The sequence below is a fragment of the Burkholderia cepacia ATCC 25416 genome, from assembly GCF_001411495.1.
In the GTDB taxonomy this organism is placed as follows: domain Bacteria; phylum Pseudomonadota; class Gammaproteobacteria; order Burkholderiales; family Burkholderiaceae; genus Burkholderia; species Burkholderia cepacia.
This window is the reverse complement of record NZ_CP012981.1, coordinates 807,881-831,099: the sequence shown is the minus strand read 5'-3', so window position 1 is coordinate 831,099 and position 23,219 is coordinate 807,881. Positions and strand designations below refer to the sequence as shown.

The following is a 23,219-nucleotide window of genomic DNA, read 5'->3' as shown; positions in this document are numbered from 1 at the left end:
AACGCGGCACAATCGACGGACGAAAAAAAGCCCGTTCACGCGGAGCGGAACGGGCTTAATCCATATCAGGAGGAGACATGGAGGAGACAATTCCAACTATACACACGGCGATGGTGCGACGCAATATTCCGATTGCAAAAAAACGTCAGGACGGCGATTTGTCGCATCCGCAGTGCAGCAAAAGGGTGACGGGACGGTGACGAAAACCGCGCTGCAGCAGCCGGCGCGCGCGTTTCGCCGGACTTATTTTCGGGTGATGCGCCCCTGATTATCCGGGGCGAATCACAGAGCAAGATTCAGGGCGCGACGGCACGTGCCGATGTCTAGAGTAGGCACCATCTACACTAGAGAGTGCGAGGTTCAGATGAAAACCGCCTATCCGACCGATGATGCCCGCTGGGGCGCCGTGACCGAGCGTGATCCGCATGCGGACGGCGCGTTCTTCTACGCCGTGAGCACGACCGGCGTGTTCTGCCGTCCGACCTGTGCGTCGCGGCTGCCGCGTCGCGAAAATGTGTCCTTCTTCGCCGATCCGGCCGCCGCGCGCGCGGCCGGCTTCCGGCCCTGCAAGCGCTGCCAGCCGGAAGGGCTGCCGCGCGAGCTCGAGATCGTCAACCGCGCGTGCGCGGTGCTCGACGCGCATGCCGAGCGGCTCACGCTGCAGCAGCTGAGCGATGCCGTGCACGTGAGCCCGTTTCATCTTCAGCGGCTCTTCAAGCGCGTGGTCGGCGTGTCGCCGCGGCAGTACCAGGCCGCGCAGCGCGGCGCCGCGCTGCGGCAGGCGCTGCAAAGCGGGCAGCCGGTCACGCAGGCGGCCGTCGACGCGGGTTTCAACTCGCCGTCGCGACTCTATGCGTCGGTGCCGCGCGAGCTCGGGATGGCGCCGTCGGCGTTCCGCCGCCAGGGCGCCGGCCTGCGGATCGACTTTGCGACCGCCTCGACGTCGCTCGGCACGGTGCTCGTCGCGGCGACCGGGCAGGGCATTTGCCGGATCGCGTTCGGCGACGAACCGGCCGCGCTCGTCGGCGAGCTGAAGGACGCGTTCGCGCGCGCCGAGCTGGTCGAAGCGTCGGCACGGCTCGCGCCGTTCGTCGCGCAGATCCGCGCGTACCTGGACGGCACGCGGCACGCGTTCGACCTGCCGCTCGACATCGCGCCGACCGCCTTCCAGCAGCGCGTGTGGGAAGCGCTGACGCATATTCCGTACGGCGAAACACGCAGCTACTCGGAGATCGCCGAGGCGCTGGGTGCGCCGCGTGCGGTGCGCGCCGTCGCGTCCGCGTGCGCGTCGAACCCGGTCGCGCTCGCGATCCCGTGCCACCGCGTCGTACAAAAGGGCGGCGCGCTGTCCGGGTATCGTTGGGGCGTGCGCCGCAAGGCGACGCTGCTTGCCGCCGAGGCGCGTCACGTGCACGACGATGAAACCGAATCCGTTGCGGAGGGCAGCGCAGTTTGAGCATCGCAAGAACGACGATTACGTCCATCGTGAACGGCGGCCGTGTGCCGCCGTCCGCGCAAATGGAACTGCGCTTCAATGCGCCTTACGACTGGGCGCGCGTCCTGCGCTTCTTCAGCGGGCGTGCGATTCCGGGCGTCGAGCAGGTGGCGGACGGCGTGTATCGCCGCATCGTCGACCTGCACGGCGACGCCGGCCGGCTCACGGTTGCGAAACATCCGCGCAAGCATTGCCTGGTCGCGACGGTCGAAGGCGCGGTCGCGCGTCATGTCGACGACGCGTTCGCCGCGCGCGTCGCGACGATGTTCGACCTCGGCGCCGATCCGGCCGCCATCGGCAGCGGGCTGGCGCGCGATCCGTGGTTCGCGCCGCTCGTCGAGGCCGCGCCGGGGCTGCGCGTGCCGGGTGCATGGTCGGGGTTCGAGCTGGCCGTGCGCGCGATCGTCGGCCAGCAGGTGAGCGTGAAGGCCGCGACGACGATCGTCGGCCGGCTCGTCGAGCGGGCCGGCGAGCGCGTGGTTCATGAAGACGACGGTGCGCCCGCATGGCGTTTTCCGACGCCGGAGGCGCTGGCCGCCTGCGATCTCGACAAGATCGGGATGCCCGGTAAGCGGGTGGCGGCACTGACGGGCACGGCGCGCGCGGTGGCGGCCGGCGACGTGCCGGTCGATCGCGAGCACGCCGATCTCGCGACGCTGCGCGGTGCGTGGCTCGATCTGCCCGGCATCGGCCCGTGGACCGTCGAATACATCGCGATGCGCGCGTGGCGCGATCCGGATGCCTGGCCGGCCTCCGATCTCGTGCTGATGCAGTCGATCGCCGCGCGCGATCCGGCGCTCGACCGGCTCGCGACCCAGAAGCGCCGCACCGAAGGCTGGCGACCGTGGCGCGCGTACGCGGCGCTGCATTTGTGGAACGAAGTGGCCGACCGGGCGGGCGGCGCGCGCGGCGGGTGAGGTCAACTGCCGATCACCGAGTTTCGCGGCCGGGTGCGACCCGGCGTAGCCGCGATGCAACCCGTCGCGCGGGCCGTGCCGGTGTTCGCAGGCGACCGGCCGGACTTCGGCCGTCACAGCCATTTCTCGAATCCGTCGTCCGCCCGATGCAGGGCGCACGACGCACACTTTCGCCTCTCTCCGCGGCCGATTCGGCGGCACGGTTGCACCTGCCGTCACCCGTTCGCGCGTCACGTTCCGTCGGACGAATGCGCTCAACCGGCGTGCCCGTCGTCGCCGCCTGGAACCGTCGGGAGATGCGGCGATCGCCGCGGCCGGCCCGTCCGGCGGCCCGCTCCGGCCCGCGCACCATGCCCGGCGCCACCTCAAGCGCGGGTTTCGGCGAGATGTTAAAGTGCCCGCTACCAACGAAGCGACCAACAATCCAGCCGGCCGCGCGCGGCGTTCTGCGCGCGGCCGTCACGCACTTGCGTCTCCATGTCGAACACCATGACTCACCGCCAGTCCGAACTGCTGCTGAATCGCCTCGAAGCACTGAGCTCGGGCCCGACGCGGCAGCATCTGCCCGACGGCCTGCGCGGCATCGAAAAGGAAAGCCTGCGCGTGACGCGCGACGGGATGATCGCGTTCACGCCGCATCCGCGCGCGCTCGGTTCGGCGCTCACGCATCCGGCACTGACGACCGACTATTCCGAAGCGCTGATCGAGCTGATCACGCCCGCGGAGCGCGACGCCGCGATCACGCTCGAACGCCTCGACGATCTGCATCGCTACGTCTATGCGTCGCTCGGCGACGAGATGCTGTGGAACGACTCGATGCCGGGCCTGCTGCCGGCCGACGACCAGATCCCGATCGCCGACTACGGCACGTCGAACATCGGCCGCCTGAAGACGGTGTACCGGCGCGGCCTCGCGTATCGCTACGGCCGCACGATGCAGTGCATCGCCGGCATCCACTACAACTACTCGCTGCACGAGGAAGTGTGGCGGCGCCTGCATGCGGAAGAAGGGTCGACGGCCACGCTCGTCGATTACCAGTCGGAGCGCTATCTCGCGCAGATCCGCAACTTCCGTCGCCGCAGTTGGCTGCTGATGTACCTGTTCGGCGCATCGCCCGCGCTCGACACGAAGTTCCTGCGCGGCAAGCCGCACAGGCTCGACACGTTCGACGCCGATACGCTGTACCTGCCGTATGCGACGAGCCTGCGGATGAGCGATCTCGGCTACTCGAACACGACCGCCCAGGCCGCGCTGCACGTCGACTACAACACGCTGCCCGGTTATCTCGACGCGCTGTCGAAGGCCGTGAGCGAGCCGTATCCGGCGTACGAGGCCATCGGCACGCATCGCGACGGCGAGTGGATCCAGATCAACACGAACGTGCTGCAGATCGAAAACGAGTTCTATTCGACGATCCGGCCGAAGCGCGTCACGTATTCGGGCGAGCGGCCGCTGCATGCGCTTGCATCGCGCGGCGTGCAGTACATCGAGGTGCGCTGTCTCGACATCGATCCGTTCGAGCCGACCGGCATCGAACTGGAAACCGCGCGCTTCATCGACGCCTTCCTGCTCGCGTGCGCGCTCGACGAGAGCCCGGTGCTCGATTGCCCCGCGTACCAGGAGGCGAACGCGAACTTCGGCAGCGTGACGATGGAAGGGCGCAAGCCCGGGCTCACGCTGCAGCGCGACGGCGCGCCGGTCACGCTGCAGGCGTGGGCGGACGAGCTGATGGCCGATATCGAGACCGTCGGCCGCCGTCTCGACGAAATCCGCGGCGGCGACGAACATGCGCGCGCGATCGCCGCGCAGCGCGAGAAGCTCGCCGATCCGGAGCGCACGCCGTCCGCACGCGTGCTGCGCACGATGCGCGAGCACGGGCAATCGTTCCTCGGGTTCGCGCTGGCACAGAGCGAAGCGCATGCCGCGCATTTCCGCGCGCACCCGCCGTCGGCGGAGACGCTGCGCACCGAGCAGGCGCTCGCCGCGAAGTCGCTCGCCGAGCAGGCCGAGCTTGAAGCGAAGGAGGCCGGATCGTTCGACGCATTCGTCGCGGCCTATCGCGCATATACGCTGAACCGCTTCAGCGTGTGATGCCTGGCGCACGCGCACCGCGTCGGTCGGCGCGGTGCGCGATGCGTCCTCCGTCGCCGGTCGGTGTGCGCCGTGGCGCCCCCGATCCGGGTCGATCCACCGTCAGTGGTGTGCGTACGTGCCGCGATCGATCGCGTGCGGCAGCGCCGGCTTGCCCGATTCCACGTTTGCCCTGCCGTCGCTGCCGTAGCCGGCGTCCCCGCCGCGTGCCTGCGCGGCACGGTGCATGATCGCCTGCATCTTTTCCGGAAAGTCGGGACTGCTTGCCAGGCTCGTCCGGTAGCCGGCGGCCTGCAGCTCCACGAGTTCCTGGCGGACCTCGGCGCGCGTCAGCGTCGACGCGGCCTGCGCGTGCGCGGCGAAGGCCGCGCCGATCAGCACGCATGCGCATACGGCTTGTTTCATCGTCTTCATCGTGTTCACTCCGTGAGGTTCCGGTGCCGTGCCGTGGCCGGCGCGGGCGGAATCGATGCAGCCAGTCTAGGCTTCGGACGCCAGACGAAACATCCCGCCCGCCGTCAGGCACCTTTGCCGCATGTGCAACATTGCGCGGGTGAGCCGCGCGTGACGGGCATCCTGTCGAACGCGACAGCGGCCCGCCCGCTGCCTGTCAGCCTGCGGCGGCAGGCCCGTATCGGGTCGGCACGCATCGGGCTTGTCCTCCTTGTACAAGCGCCCCGCGCCTCCTAACCTCTTTTAAGCGACCGATCGGTTGGCCGTGCGACGTCGTTGCGTGCACAAGCGCCTGAGCGCCGTCGCGATTGCGGAAGGACCGCTTTGCACCGAATCCGGGGGCGCCGCCGCGCCAGCCCCGGGTCGACTTTGGAGACGCGATGAATCCCACCGACGCCCTGCCGCCCGGCATTGTCTTCGCGCAGCCGTTGACGCCGGTCGCCAACTCGCTGCTGCTGTCCTTCCTCGTCGCCGCGATTCCGATCGCCGTCGCGCTGATCGCGCTCGGCGTGCTGCGCCGCCCCGCGTGGCAGGCGTCGCTCGCCGGGCTGGTCGCCGGCCTCGCGGTCGCGATCGGCGCATGGGGGATGCCGGCCGGGCTCGCGTTCAACGCGGTCGGCGCGGGCATGGCGCTCGCGGTCGTGCCGGTGATGTGGATCGTCTTCAACGCGCTGCTGTTGTACAACATCGCGGTGAAGTCGGGCCGCTTCGACCAGTTCCGGCAGTGGATGCTCGACAACCTGCCCGACGATCGGCGCCTCGTGCTGCTCGTCGTCGCGTTCTCGTTCGGCTGCCTGCTCGAAGGGATCTCCGGCTTCGGCACGCCGGTCGCGATCACGAGCGCACTCCTGATCGCGCTCGGCTTCCCCGCGCTCGAAGCGCTCACCTATACGCTGCTGTTCAACACGGCGCCGGTTGCGTTCGGCGCGCTCGGCGTGCCGATCACCGTGCTCGGCGCGGTGACGTCGCTGCCGCCCGCGACACTCGCGCAGATGGTCGGCCGCCAGTTGCCGTTCTTCGCGCTGCTGTTGCCGTTCTACGTGGTCGGCGCGTACGGCGGGCTGCGCTCGATCTCGAAGCTGTGGCCCGCGCTGCTCGTGTCGGGCGGCAGTTTTGCGATCGCGCAGTTCGTCACGTCGAACTTCCTCGGCTACCAGCTCACCGACGTGCTGTCGTCGCTCACGTCGCTGATCGTCACGATCGGTTTCCTCCAGGTGTGGAAGCCGCAACCCGATCCGCAATACGCGCTCGCGCGCAGCGTGCCCGCAACGGCCGGTGCCGCCCGCGCGGGTTTCGGCGGCTGGCTGCCGTGGCTCGTCGTGTCGGTGGTCGTGATCGTGTGGGTGCACGCGAACGTCGCGGCGATCGGCGACGTGAAGATCAAGTGGCCGGGCCTGCACAACGCGGTGTTCGTGTCGCTGTACCACAAGCCGTATGCGGCGATCTGGGACTTCCAGCCGCTCGGCACGGGCACCGCGATCCTGCTCTCGGCGATCATCACGGCCGCGCTGACGCGCACCGGCGCCGGCGCGTTCCTCGAATGCGTGGTCAAGACCTGGCGACAGACGTGGATCGCGATCGTCACGGTGATGATGATCGTCGGGCTCGCGTACCTGCTGAACTACTCGGGAATCAGCTATACGCTCGGCACCGGCGTCGCGTCGACGGGGGCGCTGTTCCCGCTGGTGTCCGCGTCGCTCGGCTGGATCGCCGTGTTCCTGTCCGGCAGCGACACGTCGGGCAACGCACTGTTCGGCAACCTGCAGGTCGTGGCCGCGCGGCAGCTCGGCCTCGATCCGGTGCTGATGGCCGCGACCAACTCGTCGGGCGGCGTGATGGGCAAGATGATCTCGCCGCAGAACATCGCGACGGGCGTGTCGACGACGGACCTGAAAGGGCAGGAAGGTGTCGTGTTTGCGCGCACCTTCTGGCACAGCGTGATCCTCACGCTGCTGCTCGGCGTGCTGGTGTTCCTGCAGCAGCACGTGCTGACGTGGATGATTCCGGCACTGCCGAAATGACGTGAGCGCAACGACAGAAGGAAGGCACGAGGAAAAACGAGGGAAGGCGCGGGAAAAGCGCCGGCAAAGTGCGGAACCGGCGAACGCGCGGCAGTTCAGCGCGCGTTCGCCCGCCGCGCCGTTCGTCCTGCTTCATCCGCCCCGGCTGCCGAGGCCGCCGCGGTCGCCGCAGCCGTGTTGCCGTCGGCCGGCAGGATGCACGCGAGAAACGCGTCGATCGCGGGGCTCTGGCGGCGCGCCTTCAGGTAGTACACGTATTCGTCGATCGTCGTGTCGACGCCGCGCAGCGCGATCACGCGCAGGTCGGGATGGCGCTCGGCCTCGCCGAGCGGAAACAGGCTGCCGCCCACGCCGTGCAGGATCGCCTCGCGGATCGCTTCGCGGCTGCCGATCTCGGCCATCGATACGGCCGCGACACCGGCCGCCGCGAGGATCGTCTCCGTGCAGCGGCGCGTCACCGAGCCTTCCTCGCGAATCAGCAGCCGCACGTCGGCGAGCTGCGCCGGATCGATCGCGTCGAAACGCGCGAGCGGATGCGTGCGATGCACGACGAGCACGAGCGGGTCGGTCGAGATCACCTTGCGTTCGAGGCCTTCGGCGTCGTTGCGCTGCGACGATACCGCGAGATCGATGCGGAATTCCTGCAGCGCCTGCAGGATTTCCTCGGAGTTGCCGATCCGGCACGTGAGCGCGATCGACGGATGCGCGTTCGAGAAGCGGCCGACCGCGTCCATGATGTAGTACGGCCCCGTCGCACCGATCCGCAGATGACCTTCGAACAGGCCGCCGACGTTGCGCAGCATGATGTCGGCCTGCGCCTCGAGCGCGATCATCTTCTCGACGAGCGGCAGCAGCTCGATACCCGTCTCGGTGACCTCGAGCTTGCGGCCGCTGCGGTAGAACAGCTCGACGCCGTACAGCTGCTCGACCTGCCGGATCTGCGCGGCAATCGTCGGCTGGCTCACGCCCAGGTGGCGCGCGGCGCGCGTGATGCTGCCCTGCCGGACGGTCGCGTGGAACGCCTTCAGCTGATCGAACACGACTCGGCTTCTCCCCTCTTCATCGCGCGTCAGCGTAGCGCATGCGTGTGTCGGCCGCATGAAAGGCGCGTCGTGCGCCGCTTCGAAAAAAAGCTGGGGGTGAGCGCAAGAAACCTGCTGGAACCGGTCACGGCCGGGACATGCCGGTGCGGGGTAATAGCGCGTAACACACCGACCGCCGGCCCCGCTCGACCGGCGCCCCACTCCTACCGACAACAGGGTTCCCTTCATGTCTTCGAACAATCGACGCGATTTCCTGCGCCTCGCCGCGCAGTCGGCCGGTGCGATGGCCGCCTACGCGGGCTTCCCGCCCGCGATCCGCAATGCGCTGGCGATGCCGGCCGCCTACCGCACGGGCACGATCCGCGACGTCGAGCACGTCGTGATCTTCATGCAGGAAAACCGTTCGTTCGACCATTACTTCGGCGGGCTGCGCGGCGTGCGCGGCTTCAACGACCCGCGCCCGCATCTGCTGCCGAGCGGCGCACCGGTGTGGCAGCAGCCGCCGGCATCGGTGTTCACGAAGAACTACCATTCGCGCGGCCTCGATCCGTCGGCGCCGTACGTGCTGCCGTTCTACCTCGATCCGAAGCAGACGACCGAATTCCAGCCGGGCACCAACCACGGCTGGAGCAGCGGCCACCTGTCCTGGAACAACGGCCAGTGGGACCAGTGGGTGAACCAGAAGCAGGACGTGCTGACGATGGGCTACCTGAAGCGCCAGGACCTCACGTACCACTACGCACTGGCCGACGCGTTCACGATCTGCGATTCGTACTTCTGCTCCGCGCACGCCGACACCGCGCCGAACCGCATCTACCTGTGGACCGGCACGGTCGACCCGCGCAACATCTACGGCACCCCGCCGAACGGCCCGGGCATCGGCGAGCGCGACGACGTGAACGGCTACACGTGGACGACCTACGCCGAGCGCCTCGAGCACGCGAAGATCAGCTGGAAGGTGTACCAGGGCGGCACGGGCATCCCGGGCGACCCGACCGACAACTACACCGACAACTCGCTGATGTTCTTCAAGAAGTTCCAGGTGAAGGAAGGCGCGAGCGGCCCGCTGGTCGACAAGGGCGCGTCGGACCACACGCTCGCCGAGCTGAAGGCCGACGTGCAGGCGAACCGGCTGCCGCAGGTGTCGTGGATCGTCGCGCCGTACAAGTACAGCGAGCACCCGCAGGCGTCGCCGACCGACGGCGCGTTCTACATCAACATGGTGCTCGAGGCGCTGACGTCGAACCCGGAGGTGTGGGCGAAGACGGTGTTCATCCTCAACTACGACGAGAACGACGGGCTGTTCGATCACGTCGTGCCGCCGGTGCCGCCGGTCACGAGCGGCGTGGGCGGCCAGGGCATCGTGTCGTCGAACCTGCTGTCGAATCTCGGCGACGAGCTGCTCGACCTGAACAGGTACCCGGGCGAAATGAGCCCGCTCGTGCCGGGCGCGGACCCGGGCGGCATCCAGCCGATCGGCCTCGGGCCGCGCGTGCCGCTGATCATCATCTCGCCGTGGACGAAGGGCGGCTGGGTCTGCTCGGAGACGTTCGACCATACGTCGGTGCTGCGTTTCCTCGAAGCACGCTTCGGCGTGAAGGAGCCGAACATCAGCGCGTGGCGCCGCTCGATCTGCGGCGACCTCACGTCGGCATTCGACTTCTCCGCGCGCCCCGACACGCGCACGGTGAGCTTCACGGTGCCGCAGCACATCGCGACGGCTGGCCAGGCGTACCAGGTGCCCGCGCAGCAGGCGATGCCGGCGCAGGAACCCGGCACGCGGCCGGCGCGGGCGCTGCCGTACGAGCTGTTCGTGCACAGCCGCGTGAGCGGCCATGACGACAGCGTGTCGCTCGACTTCGCGAACACTGGCGACGCGGGTGCGGCGTTCTACGTGTACGACCGCCGCAATCCGGCAACGCCGCCGCGTCGTTATGCGGTGTCCGCGCACGATCGCTTCGTCGACACGTGGAACACGTCGGCTGCACGCGGCGATTACCATCTCGCGGCATACGGCCCGAACGGCTATCTGTGCGAGTTCCAGGGCAACACGCGGCTCGCGGCCGACGGGCGGCACGCGAACCCCGAAGCGCGGATCGGCTACGACGTGCGCAACCGTCACGTGTACCTGCAACTGCGCAACAGCGGGCGCGCAACCTGCCGCGTGACGGTCGACAACGCGTACAGCCATGCGCATGCGCGCACCTACACGCTGGAACCGGGCGAACGCGTCGAGGATCACTTCGCGCTGTCGTCGAGCCACGGCTGGTACGATCTGACGATTACCGCGACGACGCTGCGCGGCGGCGACGACAAGGTCGTGCGCCGCTTCGCGGGCCACGTCGAGACGGGCCGGCCGAGCCACAGCGATCCGGGGCCGGTGAAGCACGCGACGGCCTGACGGCCGTCACGCGTCGCGCGATGCGGGTGAGGTCGGCCCGCCGCGCGAGCACCGCCTGCCGGCTGCATCCCGATTGCATCCCGGTACGTGGGATTGGCTTTTGGAAACTGAAAACTGTTGACAATGTGTCGGGCCGAGGATATACAAGGATCATTCGCCGATATGGCGCCCTCGTTCCCTACCGCAGCCTTGCTGCCTGCCCGACCATGACAGCCCCGAACGCGCTCAGCGCCATCGAACTCCTGCAAAGCCAGTCGCTCGCGATGATCGTCCAGGACATGCTCGAGCGCGCGATCGTCTCCGGCGAATACGCACCCGGCGAGAAGCTCAACGAAGTCGAGATCGCGACCCGGCTGAACGTGTCGCGCGGCCCCGTGCGCGAAGCGTTCCGGGCGCTCGAACAGGCCGGCCTGCTGCGTAACGAGAAGAACCGCGGCGTGACGGTGCGCGTCGTGCCGCTGCGCGAGGCCGAGGAGATCTACGAAGTGCGCGCGATGCTCGACGAGTCGGTCGCGCGCGCGCTCGCGAAGCGCATCTCGCCCGACACGCTGAAGGTGCTGAAGGGCATCATCCAGTCGATGAAGGACGCCGCGAAGTCCCACGACGTCACGCGCTATACGGAGCTGAACGTGCAGTTCCACGACGCGATGGTCGTCGGCGTCGGCAATACGCACCTCACCGATACCTACCGCCGGCTGGTGCGCCAGCTCGGGCTGCTGCGCCAGGCCGCGATCGAGGCCGAGGAAGACGCGATCGCGGTGTCCGCCGCCGAGCACGACAAGATCGTGCAGGCGCTCGCACGGGGCGACGAGGAGCAGGCGGTCGCGCTGGTGCGCGAGCACGTTTCGCATGGCCTTGCGCGGATGCGCCGTACGCACGAGCAGGGGCTGCCCGCGACGGGCAAGGCGGCGCGGGAGAAGGCCGGCGCGTGAGTGGGGGCGGTGCGCGTCATCGCACATTGATGACGAAAGAGCGTTGACCGGGCGCTCACCGCCTTCCGTTCTTGCATGGCGAGTTTCGGCTGGCTTGCTTGTCGCATCGGACAGGCGTAGCTCCGGTCGAAATCGAGGGCGCGCGGGCTGAATGCAAGGATCGCCGGCAGGCGATCATTTGCCGCGTCGTTTATCAAAGGCATCGTCCAGAACCCAGCCCGTGCCGGATTCGCAGTGCACTTGTGTGTATGCGTAAATTTTGGCAACACGATCCGTCAATGGAACACAGGATTCACCTTTCCTGACCGTAAAGATCGGCTGGGTTCTATCGTCGTTTGGCTCGGCAAACGCAGGCATGTTCTGAAGCGCTGTCCACTTCTCGTCTTTATATTTCGAGCACGCACCGATCGTCATGGTGAGTGCGGCGAATAACAGAAGGCGCATCATTTTTTGGGATATCGTCGGATTCCAATCAGGCGTTTCGAGTGGCGCAGGCGGCGCGTGCCCATCGCGTCGCCGGCCTCGTAGAGCCGGCCGTCGGCCAGCGACAGCGCGGTGACGAGGATCATCGGCACGTGCGGGAATGACGCGGACACCCTGCTCAGCACGATGCCCGGCAGCCCGTAGATCGAATGGCCGTGCAGCAGCGGCTTCAGCAGCCCCGCGTTGCCGAACCGGTAGATGAACAACGTCGAGGACAACAGCGTCGGCGCGAGCAGCGGCAAGAGCGCGATCGGGCGCGCGGCGTTCTTCAGCGGCATGTACGAGCGCGTCAACGCATACGCGAACGTGAACATGAACGCCATCGGCACGACGATCATCGTGACGAGCGCGCCGACCGTCAGCGAATGCAGCATCGAGCGCAGCACGCCGCCGTCCTCGAGGTAATCGACGAAATTGTGCGCGCCGACGAATCGGCCGTCGGCATCGACGAAGCATTTCTGCACGACGAGCGCGAGCGGCAGGAGCAGGAACAGCGACATCAGCGTGGCCAGCGCGAGACGGGCCGCGCCCGCCGGCCATGCATCCAAACGCCTGTTTACCGGCACTTCGTTCATCTTCAGACCCCTTGACAGTGGCGCCGCGGCACACGGCGGATGAGTGGAGACCAGCCCTCTTGCTGCTGCGTTGTTTTGCTTTCTGTCGTCTGCATGTTGTTGACAATCAACAGATCATCAATTTTAATGTCGAGCATGGAAGGCACCTCCCTTCGGCGCGGCGCGGGCGCCGACGGCTCTACCCTTCGAACCGAAAGGAATGAACGTCATGACTGAAACGCCTGTGTCCGTGGAAGTGAACGGCCGTCGCTACAACTGGATGAGCCGGCCGGTGGTGGTCGTCTGTGTCGACGGCTGCGCATACGAATACCTGGAGGAAGCCGCCGAGGCTGGCGTCGCGCCGTTCCTGCGCACGCTGCTGAAACCGGGCACGGCGCTCAAGGGCGAGTGCGTGGTGCCGAGCTTCACGAACCCGAACAACCTGTCGATCGTGACGGGCGTGCCGCCGGCGGTGCACGGGATAAGCGGCAACTATTTCTACGATCGCGACACCGGCGCCGAGGTGCTGATGAACGATCCGAAGTACCTGGTCGCCCCCACCGTGCTCGCGGCCTTCGCCGAGCAGGGGGCGCGCGTCGCGGTCGTCACCGCGAAGGACAAGCTGCGCCGCCTCCTCGGCAAGGGGCTGAAGGGCATCTGCTTCTCGTCGGAAAAGGCCGACGAGGCGACCGTCGAGGAAAACGGCATCGACAACGTGCTCGAGCTGGTCGGCAAGCCCGTGCCGAGCGTGTACAGCGCGGACCTGTCGGAATTCGTGTTCGCGGCCGGCGTGCGCCTGCTCGAGACGCGCCCGATCGACCTGATGTACCTGTCGACCACCGACTACGTGCAGCACAAGTGCGCGCCCGGCACGGAAGGCGCAAACGCGTTCTACGCGATGATGGACACGTACCTGCAGCGCCTCGACGAACTCGGCGCGATCGTCGCGATCACGGCCGACCACGGGATGAACGCGAAGCACGACGATGAAACCGGCGAGCCGAACGTGATCTACCTGCAGGAGCTGTTCGACGAGTGGCTCGGTCACGACGCGGCGCGCGTGATCCTGCCGATCACCGATCCGTACGTCGTGCACCACGGCGCGCTCGGCTCGTTCGCGACCGTCTACGTGCCGGCGTCGGCCGATGCCGAGGCGCTGCGTGCGCGGCTCGCCGCGGTCGACGGCATCGAGGTCGTGCTGACGGGCGCCGAGGGCTGCGCGCGCTTCGAGCTGCCACCCGCGCGCATGGGCGACCTGATCGTGATCTCGAAGCAGGACGTCGTGCTCGGCACGCGCCGCATCAAGCACGACCTGTCGGGCCTCGACGTGCCGCTGCGTTCGCACGGCGGGATCTCCGAGCAGATCGTGCCGCTGATCTTCAGCAAGCCGGTCGCCGGCGACGTCACGGGCCGTGCGCGGCTGCGCAACTTCGACATCATCGACATCGCGCTCAACCATCTGCAGTGATGCGTACGCATCCGCAAGGGGACACACTCATGAACGCCATTGCAGCATCGACGGACGTCCGCGAGATTCGTCGCGAAGCACTGCGAATCGACGGCGAACGGATTCATCGGGACGCGGTGATCGAAGTGCGCAACCCGTACGACGGTGCGCTGGTCGGCACCGTGCCGAAGGCGACGCTCGACGACGTGCGGCGCGCGTTCGCGGTCGCGCGTGCATACCGGCCGGCGCTCACGCGCCACGATCGCGCGGCGATCCTGCGCCGCGCGGCCGACATCGTGCGTGCGCGCACGGCGGAGATCGCGGCGCTGATCACCGCCGAGGCCGGGCTGTGCATCAAGGATTCGACGTACGAGGCGGGCCGCGTGGCCGACGTGCTGACGTTCGGCGCCGGTGAAGTGCTGAAGGACGACGGGCAGATCTTCTCGTGCGACCTGACCCCGCACGGCAAGAAGCGTCGCGTGTACACGCAGCGCGATCCGCTGCTCGGCGTGATTTCGGCGATCACGCCGTTCAACCACCCGATGAACCAGGTCGCGCACAAGATCGTGCCGTCGATCGCGACCAACAACCGGATCGTCGTGAAGCCGTCCGAGAAGGTGCCGCTGTCGTGCTACCTGTTCGCGGACATCCTGTACGAAGCCGGCCTGCCGCCGCAGATGCTGCAGGTGATCACCGGCGACCCGAAGGAAATCGCCGACGAGCTGATCACGAACCCGGCGATCGACCTCATCACGTTCACGGGCGGCGTATCGATCGGCAAATCGATCGCGGCGCGGATGGGCTACCGGCGCGCGGTGCTCGAACTCGGCGGCAACGATCCGATCATCGTGATGGAAGACGCCGATCTCGACGAAGCGAGCACGCTCGCGGTGTCGGGTTCGTACAGGAACTCGGGGCAGCGCTGCACCGCGATCAAGCGGATGCTCGTGCACGAGTCGGTGGCCGATCGCTTCACCGAACTGGTCGTCGAAAAAACGTGCGCGTGGTCGTACGGCAATCCGGCCGATCCGTCGGTGGACATGGGCACGGTGATCGACGAAGCGGCCGCGAAGTTCTGCGAGCAACAGGTGAACGACGCGATCGCGCGCGGAGCGCGGCTGCTGGTCGGCAACGTGCGCGACGGCGCGCTGTATTCGCCGACGGTGATCGATCGCGTGACGCCCGACATGCCGCTCGTGAAATACGAGACGTTCGGGCCCGTGTCGCCGATCATGCGCTTCCGCGACATCGACGAAGCGATCCGGATGTCGAACAGCACCGACTATGCGCTGTCGTCGTCGGTGTGCACGAACCGCTTCGATCACATCACGCGCTTCATCACCGAACTGGAAGTCGGCAGCGTGAACGTGCGCGAAGTGCCGGGCTACCGGCTCGAGCTGACGCCGTTCGGCGGCGTGAAGGATTCGGGGCTGGGGTACAAGGAAGGCGTGCAGGAAGCGATGAAGAGCTTCACGAATACGAAGACGTATTCGCTGCCGTGGTAAGCGGTGTGTAAGCCGCGCGCACCGGTTTCGCGGCCGGTGCGCGCGTCGATCGGTGCGTTGAGCGGCGCGTTGATCGACGCGTTATTCGATCGGCTCATATCGATAGCCGATTTGCATTTTTGCCGTGCATCGACGCGTCGGTAGAATTCGCGGACTTCTCGAACGGCACGCGCGTGCCTCGGGATCAATCCCTCCAATCATTCGGGGTCCGCACCATGAAAATCCTTCGCTTCATCCTGGTCGTCGCCATGCTGCAGGCCGTTTCGGTCACGAGCGCACTGGCTGCCGACGACCTGTCTCAGATCAAGTCGTCCGGCGTGTTCCGGGTCGGTACCGAAGGGACGTACGCGCCGTTCACGTACCACGACGAGACCGGCAAGCTGACGGGCTTCGACGTCGACATCGCGACCGCGATCGCGCAGCGTCTCGGCGTGAAGCCGCAGTTCGTCGAAGGCAAGTGGGACGGGTTGATCGCGGGCCTCGACGTGAACCGCTACGACGCGGTCGTCAACGAAGTGTCGATCACCGACGCACGCAAGGCGAAATACGATTTCTCCACGCCGTACATCACGTCGCGCGCGGTGCTGATCGTGCGCGCGGACAACACGACGATCCGCTCGTTCGACGACCTGAAGGGCAAGAAGTCCGCGAACACGCTCACCAGCAATTTCGGCAAGCTCGCGGCCGCGCATGGCGCGGACGTCGTGCCGGTGCAGGGCTTCAACGAATCGATCGACCTGCTGAGCTCGGGGCGCGTCGACGCGACGATCAACGATTCGCTGTCGTACCTCGATTTCCGCAAGCACAAGCCGGACGCGAAACTGAAGATCGCGGCGACCGACGCGGGCGGCGCCAGCGATGCATCGGGCGTGCTGCTGCGCAAGGGCAGCCCCGCGCTGGTGGCCGCGATCGACAAGGCGCTCGCGGACATCAAGGCCGACGGCACCTACGCGAAGATCTCGCAGAAGTATTTCGGCCGCGACGTGTCGCAGCCGTGACGCGAGGCTGAACGATGCCGGCCTGGCTTCACCTGATGGCGGAATCGCTGAAGCCCCTGCTCGTCGCGGGGCTCGTGTTCACGGTTCCGCTCACGCTCGCGTCGTTCGCGATCGGTCTGCTGCTCGCGTTCGGCGCGGCGCTCGTGCGGCTGTTCGGGCCGCGCTGGGCGCAGGCCGCCGTGCGGTTCTACATCTGGCTGTTTCGCGGCTCGCCGCTGCTCGTGCAGCTGTTCGTGATCTTCTACGGCCTGCCGAGCGTCGGCATCGTGCTCGATCCGCTGACGGCCGCCGTGATCGGCTTCTCGCTGAACGTCGGCGCGTACAACGCGGAGGTGATCCGCGGCGTGATCGAATCGATTCCGAAGGGGCAGTGGGAGGCCGCGTACTCGATGGCGATGACGCGCCCGCAGGCGCTGCGCCGCGCGATCCTGCCGCAGGCCGCGCGCGTCGCGCTGCCGGCTTTGTCGAATTCGTTCATTTCGCTGGTGAAGGACACGTCGCTCGCGGCCGTGCTGACCGTGCCGGAGATCTTCCAGGCCGCGCAGCGGATCGCGGCCGTGACCTACGAACCGATGATCCTCTATACGGAAGCCGCGCTGATCTATCTGCTGCTCAGTTCGGTGCTGTCCACGCTGCAGCGTCGCCTCGAAACCCGCTTCGGCCGTCACGCGCTGTTCCAGGCGGAGTTGCGATGATCCGGCTCGAACGCATCGACAAGTCGTTCGGCACGCAGCGCGTGTTGCACGGGATCGACCTCGCCTTGCAGCCCGGCAGCGTGACGGCGCTGATCGGGCCGTCCGGCAGCGGCAAGAGCACGTTGCTGCGTTGCGTGAACCTGCTCGAAGTACCCGAGGCAGGTTCGCTGACGGTCGGCGACGCCCGCATCGACTTCTCGCCGGCGCACCGGCCGGCGCGCGACGCCGTATTCGCGGTGCGCCGCCAGACCGGCATGGTGTTCCAGAACTTTCAGCTGTTTCCGCACCTGAGCGTCGTGCAGAACGTGATGGAAGGGCTCGTCACCGTGCAGCGCTGGCCGCGCGAACGGGCCCGCGAACGCGCGCTCGCGCTGCTCGAGAAGGTCGGTATCGCGAACAAGGCCGACGCGTGGCCCGGCACGCTGTCGGGCGGCCAGCAGCAACGCGTCGCGATCGCACGTGCGCTTGCGCCGTCGCCGCAGGTGCTGCTGTGCGACGAGCCGACGTCGGCACTCGATCCGGAGCTGTCCGTCGAAGTCGTCGAGGTGCTGCGCCAGCTCGCGCGCGAAGGCACGACGATGCTGATGGCGACGCACGACCTGCGCCTGGCCGCGTCGATCGCGCACGACGCGGTGTTTCTCGCGGAAGGGCGCGTGGTCGAGGCCGGTGCATCGCGCGACCTGTTCGGCGGCCCGCGCGATCCGCGCACCGCGAAGTTCATCTCGACGCTCGCGCAGGGCGTGCCGGTGTTCTGACGCGGCACGCGACAAGCGACACGCGGTACAGGCGGCGTCAACCTTTCCCTGGCCGGTCGAGCACCGCCGCGACGATCGCTTCCGGCGCATCTTCCTGCACCAGGTGGCCCGCGCGCGGCACCCTGATCAGCTGGCCGCCGGCGATGCGATCGGCCAGCGCCTGCCCCTGTTCGAGCGGAATCCACGCGTCGTCCTCGCCCCACACGATGCGCACCGGAAAGTCCGGTGGCGCATAACGGGCCTCGGCTTCCTCGATGTAGTGCTGGCGCATCTGCGCGATCTGGCGATAGAACGCGGCCTGGCCGGCTGGCGTGAGCCACGGCGCGCGGTAGATCGACAGCGCCTCGTCGCTCAGCGGCCGGGCGACGGCGTTGCCGAGATAGGCCGACACGAGTGCGTGATGCGCATACGCGGGCAATCCGGTGAAGGCGGCTTCGTGCTGCGCGACGTGGCGCACGAACGGCGAACCCTGCGGCGCAATCGCGACCGGGTTCACGAGCGTGAGATCCGCATAGGCGACGCCGTCGAGGAAGTGCGCGCGCAGCACGGTGGCGCCGCCGTAGTCGTGCGCGAGTACGTGCGGTCGCGAAATGTTCCACGCGTCGAGCATCGCGCCGAACAGCGCGTTCTGGCGGCCGAGCGACACGTCCGCATCCGGCATGTCGGATTGACCGTAGCCGAGCAGGTCGTAGAAGAACACGCGATGACGGCGCGCGAGCCACGGTGCGATCCGCCGCCACACCTGCGACGAAAACGGCGTGCCGTGCACGAGCACGAGCGGCGGGCCTTCGCCGAACGTTCCCCAGGCAATCCGGTGGCCTTCGAAAATGAAGCGGTTGGCGAGTTCGAGCATCGGCATCTCCGTGCTAACCTGTTTTGGTTGTTAACAGGTTACTCCGGATCGTCCGGGCGTGAAACCGATAGGTGAAAATAAATGGTTACTCGACACGAACCCGTGCGACATGCGCATGAATGGGGGGCAGCCGATTTTGTCGGCGGCCATCCGGCGCTCGACTTCCTCAACACGGTGGCCGACACGGGCAAGACGCGCGACGCGGACAAGTTCGTCGACTGGCCGGCCGTGCATGCGTGGGCGGAGCGATCGGGGTTGCTGGCGCCGGCCGATCTGGCGCGGCTTCTGCGTCATGCGCGGCAGGACGACGCCGACGCACTGGTCGCGCTGCATCGCTTTCGCGAGGAGGCTTACACCGCGATCGCACACCTGACGGCCGGCAGTGGCGGCACTGCCGGCGCGCGCGCGGCGGGCCGGCTCGCCGTTGCGATCCGCGAGGCGATCGGGCGCAGCGCGTTCGATGCGGCCGACGGCCGGTTCGCGTGGCGGCCCGACGCACGCGTCGCGTCGCGCTGGGTCGACGCGGCCGCACTCGGGTTCGAGCATCTGCTGCGCAGCGACGATTTTGCGCGCGTGCGCCAGTGCGGCCGTTGCACGTGGTTCTTCGTCGATCGCGGGCGCGGCGTCGGGCGGCGCTGGTGCGACATGCGCACCTGCGGGAACCGCGCGAAAGTGGAGGCGTTCAGGGAGCGGTGACGCGCGCGCCGAGCCGGTCGTCGTGCCGCGCGGTCCGCGGCCGGCACGCGAACGTCAAGGCGCGGCTTCGTGCGGCGGGTGTTCCGGCCATAGCGTCGCGGCGATGAACAGCCCGGCCGCGAGGAACGGCGCGCCGATCGCGAACAGGATGGCCGTGAGGCCCCAGTGATCCCAGAAGCGGTCGACCACCGCGCGCTCGGGTGTGACGGGGTCGTACAGCACGTTGACCGCTTCGCCTTCGTGCAGTCCCGGATGCGACGACGCCGAACCCTGCGCGAACTTGATCTGGCGTCCGCTGTCGGTCGTGAACGCGACGATCGCCGAATACAGCGACGTGCGCGCGCGGGGCGAGTGCGCGTTTTTCGCGATCTCGACGACATGGCCGGTGGAACGCGCATAGTGGTGGATGACCTGCCACTGGCGCAGGCCGGCTGCACCGGCGCCGGCGATGAAGCCCGTGCCGATCGCGATCGGAATCAGCACGATCGCGATATCCCAGCGGCTGCGCACGTGCTTGCGGGCGCGGCGGGCCGGCGGCGGGGCGGACGACCGGCGGCGGCGCTCGCCGGCGATCAGCAGGCCGCCGATCGCGAACGACGCGATGGCGAGCAGCGCCGGCACGATCGCCGGAAACCAGCGTTGCGCGAAATCGTCGATCAGCGCGGGGCGTTCGGGGTGGCCGGGGTCGAGCCATACCTCGACGTTCTCGCCGATGTCGTAGGCGGGGACGGTCGATGCGGTATTGCCGGCGACTTCGCGGCGCTGGCCGTCGTTCGCGAGGTACGCGACGATCGGCCGGTACGCGCGCATCGCGTCGCTGTCCTGCACGATGCGCACGACCGTGCCCGGTGCGCGGACCAGCTGGCCGGTCGCCTGCCCGGCCGTCACGGCGAGCATGGCGGCCAGTACGAGCAGCACGACGCCGAGCGCCATTGCGACGAGTGCGTCCCTACCCGGCATGACCGGATCCGGTTCGTCGTGCTTCGCACTGCGGATTCCGGCTTGATCGGGGGGATGGCGTGACCCGCCGAACCGGCCGATATCGGCGCAACCAGGCCCTCTGAATGGTCGCGTCCCGTTCACATGCTTCCATGTCTGACGTCCCATGCTCTCTCAGTGCCGACGGGCGAACGACAGTGCCCCTGCGCCGGTCGTGTGATATTTGTCGGACGATTCTAGCGGAAACGATGCGGAAGATGGGTGCGCTCGCGTACCGCGAGGGGCGCGCAACGCGAAGCGAGGCGGCGTAAATGAACAACGGCAGGAAAGCGGCGTAAACGGAAAAGGCCGGTCAGCTTGCGCTGACCGGCCTTTGAAATTTCCTGGTGGGGCGTGAGTGACTCGAACACTCGACCTACGGATTAAGAGCTAAACCAAGCTACTTGTAGGTTACAGCTAATCTCTTGAGTTTACAAGGAATTTGTTGACTCCCGGTCCCTACAGATGATTCGCCGTTACACCACTGCTCCGGCAGATTTCCGGCAGAGGGCGGTCCGGCAACTCTATTCCGTCCAGGAAAATATCGGTAAAAACTTCCGCGATGCTGTCCCAGCCGGAAGGGCCAACAAGGCTGCCGTCAGGGACGGTCGCTTCAATGGATTTGACGCGGCCTGGTTCACCAAGAATCAACGACCTCTTTGAAGTCCATCTGTCTATCAAACCAGGCTGCTCGCTCATCTTCCCGACAAGCAACGACAGCAGAGCTTCCGTAGGCAGGTCCTTAGATATGTTGGCTTGCTCGCACCAGTACGAGAGCCAGTGGCGGGGAATCTGCCTGAATTGACGGCACCACCTTTGTCGATAGTCGTCCGGAGCTCTGTCCCAGAGACAGCCCCATTGCCACCCGAACGCCTTGATCAGTTCGGGCTGTTCCTCCCAGGGGCCGTTGAGGTCGTATTTTCCAAATTGCGACAGGTCGGAGTACGTGGGCCATCCATTGTCGTAACCAAGCTCGATCTCGTCGGGATCTGCATATCGCTTAAGACCCGGAGCGGGGGCAAGGTATAGAAGCGGGATCGCTGGATCGCGCTCGACCGCTTCCCTGACTACTACAAGGTGAGCTGGGCGACGCAGCAGCTTGGCGACGCAGTTTTCCAAGGATTGGAGTTTGCCGGCAGGAGGTGCCCTGCGCGCAGACAAATACCGGTAACTACTTGTGTTGTTGCCCGACTTTGCCTTAGGAACTCCTTCTGCTTCATCTTGGGCAGGAAAGCTTAGGCGGAGTGCTCTGTCGAGACCTTCGTCATTGAGTCCAGTGAAGTCGCGCGCTTCACATACAAGCATCGACGCAAAGCGTGTAAGCGCAGGACGCAGCCAGCGAGCCCGGTTTGTACCTTGAGTTGTCATCCTGAGCGGTTCGAAAAAACTGGCCTTATACGAAGTTCCAAGCCAATTCTAGACTGCCGCGATGTTCACTGCTAGTCACTGGTGATTGCAAATGAAGAAGGCAGACACTGATTTCCGACAGACATTCGCGCGGATGGCTCCGCAAGCGATCGTTACGCGCGATGAGCTTGCTGCGCTGTTGGCGACTACCGTTGGTGCGATCGCGCAAATGACCTACAGGGGCGAGCTGCCGCAGACTGCCTTTCCAGATAAACGGAGGGCATGTTGGTTTGCAGCCGATATTCGCGATTGGTTGAATGACGTCGCTGCACGGAGAACAGGCCGTGGCGCACCGGTGCCTGTTGAGGCGAGCTCGGATATGACTCGGCCGCGCATCGGTCGCCCGCGACATGCGACGGGGGAGTGATGGCTGCGCAACTACCGGTACAAGGTGAGCTCTTCAGGGCTGAGACTGGCTGGTTTCACGTCTTCAGGTCGTTTGTCGACAGTGGAGCGTTGGCCGATATGGATGGAGCGACCCTGAAGGTGTACTTGGTCATCAAGACCCATACAAACATCGAAACCGGGATCGCTGGCCCGATCGGGCACAAGACGATCGCATCGAAGTCCGGCTTGCACCAGTCGTCCGTTAAGCGCGCGATCAAAGAACTCGAATCGCTTGGATATTTGTCGAAGTCGCCGCGTGGGCGCTCACACGAGTATCGCTTCAAGGAGAAATGGCGGGTCCAGGACAAGGATGGGCGACAGACGGCGATAGCGTCGTGGGAATACGTTCCTTCCTTGGTGAAGCCGACGGCGGACGAGCTACGGGCGGCACTGCTGGCCGGGCGCCTGCCTCCGGACGTTCATATCGAACGTCTGCAAGTCAACATCAACCATGTTGCTCCTGGTGCCGTCGTGATCAACGTTCAGGAAGGGGAGCAGGCCGAGGTGGCAGGGAAAATTGCTCATCCGGCGTTGCGTAACGCACTCAATGCGCTCCTGGTCAACCGCGTCAATGTCCCGAGGGAGGCGTCGGCGCAAAGTTATACACAGATCGTGGATGGTCGGGATCAGGAGTGAGCTACATCGCGAGCGAAAGGGTTCACACGCGAGCTGTATTCGTGGGGAAGTGGCTCGCCCATGAGCTACTAAATAGAGAGAGCCTTTATCTTAAAGAGGGTGGAACGCAAGCAATGCTGTTAGGAGGATGAACCCCGACCCCGAAAGCTGTCAGACTACCCCGAAATTTGTCAGATACGCCGCCGGACATGGAGGCTTTCCATCTCACCAAAGCGAAATGGTCCGGGGCATGCATCGCGTAAACGCCTCGACGTTGTTCAAAACCAATCGCGCGCCAGGTCTCCCAGCCCGCGTGCTGTCCTGCGGCGGGATACGGGGTCGGCCGGCCAGCCGGCCGAGGTCTACCGACCCGGCCCCTACCGCCGCCCCCTGAGCCGTCCACGGACGGCTCAGGGCTCCGGGACAGCAGCACGCGGAACCGCATCATTGGTCTGCGATCGCCCAAGAAGTTTTCCAGAAGAAGGCTTTAGCT

At 66.6% G+C, this 23,219-nt stretch carries 20 protein-coding genes and 1 pseudogene; 13 read left to right on the top strand and 8 right to left on the bottom strand.

Going from position 1 to position 23,219, the window contains the following annotated elements:
• Positions 1-364: 364 nt before the first annotated feature.
• The 3 genes from ada (at position 365) to gshA (ending at position 4,503) form a co-directional block, all read left to right on the top strand.
• Positions 365-1,456, top strand: coding sequence for a bifunctional DNA-binding transcriptional regulator/O6-methylguanine-DNA methyltransferase Ada (ada, locus tag APZ15_RS03765; RefSeq protein WP_027788812.1), 1,092 nt, complete (start codon positions 365-367; stop codon positions 1,454-1,456).
• Entirely contained in the window at positions 1,453-2,412 is a 960-nt protein-coding gene (locus APZ15_RS03760) for a DNA-3-methyladenine glycosylase family protein (RefSeq protein ID WP_027788813.1), read from the top strand. The genes ada and APZ15_RS03760 overlap by 4 nt, the downstream gene beginning before the upstream one ends.
• 477 nt (positions 2,413-2,889) lie before the next feature.
• Positions 2,890-4,503 (top strand): glutamate--cysteine ligase, encoded by a 1,614-nt coding sequence (gene gshA / locus APZ15_RS03755; RefSeq protein WP_027788814.1) that lies wholly within the window; start codon positions 2,890-2,892, stop codon positions 4,501-4,503.
• 102 nt (positions 4,504-4,605) lie between these two features.
• Here gshA and APZ15_RS03750 read toward each other — a convergent pair whose 3' ends face one another.
• Positions 4,606-4,917, bottom strand: coding sequence for a DUF4148 domain-containing protein (locus tag APZ15_RS03750; protein ID WP_027788815.1), 312 nt, complete (start codon positions 4,915-4,917; stop codon positions 4,606-4,608).
• 419 nt (positions 4,918-5,336) lie between these two features.
• On the opposite strand from APZ15_RS03750, the gene APZ15_RS03745 reads away from it, so the two are divergent.
• On the top strand, positions 5,337-6,977 hold the full coding sequence (locus APZ15_RS03745) for an L-lactate permease (RefSeq protein WP_027788816.1): 1,641 nt from the start codon (positions 5,337-5,339) through the stop codon (positions 6,975-6,977).
• A 95-nt stretch (positions 6,978-7,072) separates the two neighbouring features.
• Here APZ15_RS03745 and APZ15_RS03740 read toward each other — a convergent pair whose 3' ends face one another.
• Positions 7,073-8,017 carry a LysR family transcriptional regulator gene (locus APZ15_RS03740; protein WP_027788817.1) on the bottom strand — a complete coding sequence of 315 codons (945 nt, stop codon included), beginning with the start codon at positions 8,015-8,017 and terminating at the stop codon, positions 7,073-7,075.
• Between the two features lie 229 nt (positions 8,018-8,246).
• Here APZ15_RS03740 and APZ15_RS03735 point away from each other — a divergent pair, with 229 nt between their 5' ends.
• Together APZ15_RS03735 and APZ15_RS03730 are read left to right on the top strand one after the other, a co-directional pair.
• Positions 8,247-10,421: a phosphocholine-specific phospholipase C gene (locus APZ15_RS03735; protein WP_027788818.1), complete on the top strand. Its 2,175-nt coding sequence runs from the start codon at positions 8,247-8,249 to the stop codon at positions 10,419-10,421.
• 206 nt (positions 10,422-10,627) lie between these two features.
• Positions 10,628-11,353: a phosphonate utilization associated transcriptional regulator gene (locus tag APZ15_RS03730; protein WP_027788819.1), complete on the top strand. Its 726-nt coding sequence runs from the start codon at positions 10,628-10,630 to the stop codon at positions 11,351-11,353.
• A gap of 174 nt (positions 11,354-11,527) precedes the next feature.
• On the opposite strand, the gene APZ15_RS40710 is transcribed toward APZ15_RS03730, so the two are convergent.
• From APZ15_RS40710 to APZ15_RS42505, 3 genes and pseudogenes are all read right to left on the bottom strand, one after another.
• Complete coding sequence (locus APZ15_RS40710; RefSeq protein WP_124547066.1) at positions 11,528-11,800, bottom strand: hypothetical protein; 273 nt, start codon at positions 11,798-11,800, stop codon at positions 11,528-11,530.
• A 41-nt stretch (positions 11,801-11,841) separates the two neighbouring features.
• A pseudogene (locus tag APZ15_RS03725) lies at positions 11,842-12,360 on the bottom strand (putative 2-aminoethylphosphonate ABC transporter permease subunit); the annotation flags it as partial.
• A 53-nt stretch (positions 12,361-12,413) separates the two neighbouring features.
• Positions 12,414-12,548: a hypothetical protein gene (locus tag APZ15_RS42505; RefSeq protein WP_255221840.1), complete on the bottom strand. Its 135-nt coding sequence runs from the start codon at positions 12,546-12,548 to the stop codon at positions 12,414-12,416.
• A 71-nt stretch (positions 12,549-12,619) separates the two neighbouring features.
• On the opposite strand from APZ15_RS42505, the gene phnA reads away from it, so the two are divergent.
• From phnA to APZ15_RS03700, 5 genes are all read left to right on the top strand, one after another.
• Positions 12,620-13,858: a phosphonoacetate hydrolase gene (gene phnA, locus APZ15_RS03720; RefSeq protein ID WP_027788821.1), complete on the top strand. Its 1,239-nt coding sequence runs from the start codon at positions 12,620-12,622 to the stop codon at positions 13,856-13,858.
• A gap of 29 nt (positions 13,859-13,887) precedes the next feature.
• Positions 13,888-15,342, top strand: coding sequence for a phosphonoacetaldehyde dehydrogenase (gene phnY, locus APZ15_RS03715; protein WP_027788822.1), 1,455 nt, complete (start codon positions 13,888-13,890; stop codon positions 15,340-15,342).
• A 215-nt stretch (positions 15,343-15,557) separates the two neighbouring features.
• Positions 15,558-16,340: an amino acid ABC transporter substrate-binding protein gene (locus tag APZ15_RS03710; protein WP_027788823.1), complete on the top strand. Its 783-nt coding sequence runs from the start codon at positions 15,558-15,560 to the stop codon at positions 16,338-16,340.
• Positions 16,341-16,354: 14 nt separating this feature from the next.
• The gene (locus APZ15_RS03705) at positions 16,355-17,035 is read left to right on the top strand and encodes an amino acid ABC transporter permease (RefSeq protein WP_027788824.1); all 681 of its coding nucleotides are present in this window, start codon (positions 16,355-16,357) and stop codon (positions 17,033-17,035) included.
• A complete protein-coding gene (locus APZ15_RS03700; RefSeq protein ID WP_027788825.1) occupies positions 17,032-17,790 on the top strand; it encodes an amino acid ABC transporter ATP-binding protein in 759 nt (252 codons plus the stop codon). Before APZ15_RS03705 ends, APZ15_RS03700 begins: the two co-directional genes overlap by 4 nt.
• 37 nt (positions 17,791-17,827) lie before the next feature.
• Here APZ15_RS03700 and APZ15_RS03695 read toward each other — a convergent pair whose 3' ends face one another.
• Complete coding sequence (locus APZ15_RS03695; protein ID WP_027788826.1) at positions 17,828-18,643, bottom strand: alpha/beta fold hydrolase; 816 nt, start codon at positions 18,641-18,643, stop codon at positions 17,828-17,830.
• Positions 18,644-18,724: 81 nt separating this feature from the next.
• Between APZ15_RS03695 and APZ15_RS03690 the strand changes: the two genes are divergently transcribed.
• On the top strand, positions 18,725-19,339 hold the full coding sequence (locus APZ15_RS03690; RefSeq protein WP_027788827.1) for a CGNR zinc finger domain-containing protein: 615 nt from the start codon (positions 18,725-18,727) through the stop codon (positions 19,337-19,339).
• Positions 19,340-19,393: 54 nt separating this feature from the next.
• Here APZ15_RS03690 and APZ15_RS03685 read toward each other — a convergent pair whose 3' ends face one another.
• Positions 19,394-20,446, bottom strand: a complete 1,053-nt coding sequence (locus APZ15_RS03685) for a DUF3592 domain-containing protein (RefSeq protein WP_027788828.1) — start codon at positions 20,444-20,446, stop codon at positions 19,394-19,396.
• A 330-nt stretch (positions 20,447-20,776) separates the two neighbouring features.
• A complete protein-coding gene (locus APZ15_RS40705; RefSeq protein ID WP_138143296.1) occupies positions 20,777-21,685 on the bottom strand; it encodes a hypothetical protein in 909 nt (302 codons plus the stop codon).
• 504 nt (positions 21,686-22,189) lie between these two features.
• Between APZ15_RS40705 and APZ15_RS03680 the strand changes: the two genes are divergently transcribed.
• Positions 22,190-22,747, top strand: coding sequence for a helix-turn-helix domain-containing protein (locus APZ15_RS03680; RefSeq protein WP_158605807.1), 558 nt, complete (start codon positions 22,190-22,192; stop codon positions 22,745-22,747).
• The last annotated feature ends 472 nt before the right edge of the window (positions 22,748-23,219 follow it).